This window comes from Magnetococcales bacterium, assembly GCA_015231925.1.
GTDB lineage: Bacteria > Pseudomonadota > Magnetococcia > Magnetococcales > JADGAQ01 > JADGAQ01.
In genome coordinates this window covers 1-4,216 of the sequence record JADGAQ010000274.1, presented here as the reverse complement: position 1 = coordinate 4,216, position 4,216 = coordinate 1, and the positions used below count along the sequence as shown (strand labels likewise).

Genomic DNA, 4,216 nt, shown 5'->3' with positions numbered 1-4,216 from the left:
CCGCCCGGCCCCCGATGATGAACCGCCCGCCGCCTCCCTGTTCGTGGTCATGCAGGTGATCGTCGAGGAGTTGGAGAAGATCGAGGAGGTGATGCAGTCGCTCCATCGCATCTGATCAGGGAAGCCGATCCAACTCAACCAACATGGTTACGGCAGGAATTAAGTGGGGTGTCCTGGGAATTCCTCCGAGTGGCGCTTGCCCTTGCGAACGGTGACCGCCACCAGAAAACGCGGTTTCCTTCCCTTGTGGTCTCCCTCGGCTTTCTGAATGATTTCCGGTCGTTCGTCCCCGGTCCACAGGCCGATCACATCATAAACAAGCCAGTGGGAAAGGGATCGTGCGCCCCTGGACACCGCGTTTTTTTCCAGGGCTACCTTGGTTCTCCGGCACTCCATGATGTTGCGTACAAACCGGGCCGGAAGCATCCAGCACTCTTCCCGGATCATGGGGGGAGCCAGGAACAGATAGAAGGATGATTCGCTTTGCTCGATCAGGTCATCCCGTTGACCGGGCTTGATCTTGAAGGAGGGTTCCCAGGGGCCATCATCTTTTCTGCGTTCCAGCTTTTTGGCCTGGATGAAAACCGCCCGCTCGCTCTCCACGACCCCTTCCGCCGCCACCCGGAGAATCAGGGCGATATCCACGCCAAAGGTATCGGTTCCAACCCCCTCCGCCCCCTCTTCGGATTTGGTGGTTTCGCGGTATTGAAGATCAATGGAGACCGGAGAGCCAAACCCCTGCGAGAGCGCATCCCGGATGGTTCTGTTGACGTTTCCAAGTTCCTGTCTCAGATATTCCAACAGCCTGCCGACAAGCCTCTCCTCTTCATGGCCCCACTGGTCCGGATACTCCCGACAGAACTGGCCTTCGGCACGGGAAATGGCCCCAACTAGCATCTCCTCCACGGTTCGATCATCGATCCAGGTGTGGCCCTCCTTCGGTGGATCACCAAAGGATTGCAGGCTTGCAATGGTCCGGCTGACTGACCTTTCCGAAGATGAGAGGAATGAGGTTGAAAATTGGGAGAAATCCTTTTCCAGAAGGGCGATGATCGCCCGGGACCGTAACTGAACCTTCCTGGATGGGTGGGACAGAAGGGACCGTACAAAGTCGATATTGGATGGATCTTCGCAGAGGGTGATCACCAGGAGTTCCGCTTCATCCGCACCAGTTCCAGTGGACCACCACAGGAAGAATTCGATCACGATCCGCTGGTATTCTTGCTTCCCCTTCACCCGGTCGAGGATTTCCATTCTCCAAGCGGCCCGTTCATCGGAACGGGACAATAACTCACTGCGCCGGGAGTAATAATCGCTGGATGGTAATTCTTCAAAACGTTCAACAATCCATCCAACAAAATCAATCTTATCAATGTTTTTTATGCTTTCACTGATACGGACCCAACGGTCCTTTGGCCTGTTCCGGTTTTTTGAAAGCATTTTTTCATGATAATATAAAGATATAAAAAATACTGGATCATTTGTAGGCCCACATCCCCAAATTTTATCAAACACGCACTCCGAAAGCTCGATTCTATCAACTGAGTTTGAATCCGGGCCATACTTTTCCAGAAGCACCCGAGAAATGTCAATTCCTGGGAGATGCATCCATGACAGTGTATCACACCAATATCTGAACTTCGAACGATAGTCATCTCTGTTATATGAATCCGCAGAGGTCAAATCATTATAGCAAAGGTCGATTCTTTCGATTATATACTCAAAGCATTTTTGATCTTCTCTCACAAATGAATAAAAATCTATAAAACAGCAGGAAGATATATTTTTCCTGCTCCAACATTCTTCTTCTCTTTCGTCCGCCCAAATTTTCAATAAATCATGCCTCAGATCATTCCATTTCTTTTCTATCGTTTCGTGTAAAAAACGAGAAAGTCGAAATGATTCTTCCGAACTATTTGCAAAACGACAAATTTTTCTAAGCTCTTCAAAAAACTCAACCCTCGATCCAAACCTTCTATCAACCGGGACTCGAACACTCAATTTACCCCCAAACACCAAATCACCATCATCAAAGGACCATTGGCTTTCTCCGACCGTAACTGAGAGTCGTGAAAAATCAAATTTACTATTTGAAACAACAGCCTCAGATAATGCGTTTGACAGGGGTTCTGAGATGTCATCTTGGTTCACTGTTTCTGCAATCGGGAGAAGTCGAGGAAGGACAGGGTTTGGACTACTGAATGTCCAACGACCTGCATAAATGTCTCTACATCCTAACAATAGGAAAATTGAAAGCTCTTCATTCCCTTTCACGCCCCTTCGATTGATTAGGTCAATGCAATTCCAAAAAAAACGCCATATTTCGTTGCCCTGTTTAGGGCTTGATTCGTCCAACCATTTATCCACGTCCTTTTTCCAATGTTTGTGGTCAATAAGATCCTGAAGGTGCTTCACCTGAAAGACCGGCTCCAGAATTGGTAAAAAGGTACTGGGACAGGAGTGTGAAAGATCATTAAGGGAAATAGTGTTTGATTCGCTCATTACAAAACCTCTATGAACCAATAGAATTTGATAGTGTTAACTAAAGAATGATATGACATCCTCGATGTCGCCATTCACATGAAAGCGGGCAAAGATGCCCATGGTCAGGTCCACCATTTCCAGCGACTTGGAGACCACAACAGTGCGCCGCCTGAATCGGGCAAACCAGTGGCGCTGCCGTCCATTATTGTGCTCAATGGCAACCGTTTCAGCCTTGCTTTGGATCAACGGAACGTCGTCAGGCAACTCCGATGCGTAGGCGCCCCAATGGTCTGCGCAGTAGGCGTCCACATCCCAACGGGCGAGACGATCTCTCAGGCGTCGGAAGGTGGCGCGATCACGACCGCCACATTCCCAGTCAATGAGTTGGAATTCCGGGGACAGTATATCCATTTCGTCGGAGATTCCATCCTGCAACGTTTTCCTGGACCCAAGTTTAACCGCTTACTCGCCCGTATGGCAACCAAGTTGGCTCTCGAACGAGTCCAATATCAGCGACTCATGTTAAACTTTGATATTGCGACGGAAAAGTGAGTCCGGTTTTGTCGGACTCACCAGGGGGTGAGTCCAGAGCTTTTGGAGAATATTGGCAGGGAGAGAAGAGAAAGGCAACTTCCGACTCCGGCGGGTCCGGTGGGAGACCAAGTGGTTTCTCGAACCATGGCCGCTAACCATTGGAAACATTGGGGTTTTTCAAACGACCACGGCCACCCCAAAAGGTGGCCGTGACGTGGAGAAAACCCTGTAAAATCAAAATGGTGGAGGTGGCGGGAGTTGAACCCGCCTTGCCCTCAAATATTAGAATATCGCCGATATCTAATATTCCGAACCCCGGTTCGGAAATTTGCGTAAGTAAGATATGGTAAGATATTGCGGTCAGATACAATATCTGACCGCAACCAGGTTGCGCCCAGGCGAGTAAGATATGGGCAGATGTTTTCCTATCGGTAGGGCAAGATGGGTAAGATACGGGCAGATGTTTACATAAGGATGCGGCGAAAAATAGTAAGATATTGGCAGATATTCACCCCTTGACAAGTAAGATACGGTAAGATATTCTGTAGTCAGATACAATATCTGACCTGGAGCGCCGCCGATGGAAGAACCGCAAACCGCCGATCAAATCCTCCTTGCCAACATCCAGCCGCTGCGCCGACTCTTGAACACGGGCAACGATCTTCGGGCGGTATACCTCCAGATGGACGCCGCCTTTGGCAGCATCCCCTGGAACACCTTTCGCACCAAGGCCAAGACGGCCATTCAATTTTGGGAGGACGGCTACATGACCGGCTTTGAGGCAGGCGCACGGCAAAAGGACAACCCGGAACCCCGCCCGGAGTCGGAGGTTCCCCGGACCTTGGACGGCTGGAGCATCAACTGGGCGAAGCAGGGCGAGTTCTGGCGCGCATTCCGGAAAGTGGGCGGCAAGTCGAAGTGCATCTACCTGGGGAAGGTTTACGATCCCGATCAAGTTCAGAAGAAAATCACGGCGAAGAACAAGGCGTTGAACTTGCAGTCAGCGAAGGAAGAGACGCACGATCTTGGATCGTAACCCCCCGAAAATGCCGCCCGCGAGCGCACGTTTCACATAACGTGAAATGGTGGCCACCCTCAACCCGGGCGCGGTCGAGTTCGGATGGAAACGGGGGGCAGGGGGGGAGAAGGAATGGGCCCGGAGATCCGCCCCCCCTCCGGACCCGCCCCCGCCCCCCGA

At 50.9% G+C, this 4,216-nt stretch carries 3 protein-coding genes; 1 reads left to right on the top strand and 2 read right to left on the bottom strand.

Annotated elements, in window-relative coordinates:
• Nucleotides 1-159: 159 nt before the first annotated feature.
• Nucleotides 160-2,502 carry a hypothetical protein gene (locus tag HQL56_18580; GenBank protein MBF0311522.1) on the bottom strand — a complete coding sequence of 781 codons (2,343 nt, stop codon included), beginning with the start codon at nucleotides 2,500-2,502 and terminating at the stop codon, nucleotides 160-162.
• A gap of 36 nt (nucleotides 2,503-2,538) precedes the next feature.
• Nucleotides 2,539-2,919 carry an IS1 family transposase gene (locus HQL56_18575; GenBank protein ID MBF0311521.1) on the bottom strand — a complete coding sequence of 127 codons (381 nt, stop codon included), beginning with the start codon at nucleotides 2,917-2,919 and terminating at the stop codon, nucleotides 2,539-2,541.
• A 679-nt stretch (nucleotides 2,920-3,598) separates the two neighbouring features.
• On the opposite strand from HQL56_18575, the gene HQL56_18570 reads away from it, so the two are divergent.
• Complete coding sequence (locus HQL56_18570) at nucleotides 3,599-4,054, top strand: hypothetical protein (protein ID MBF0311520.1); 456 nt, start codon at nucleotides 3,599-3,601, stop codon at nucleotides 4,052-4,054.
• Nucleotides 4,055-4,216: the final 162 nt, after the last annotated feature.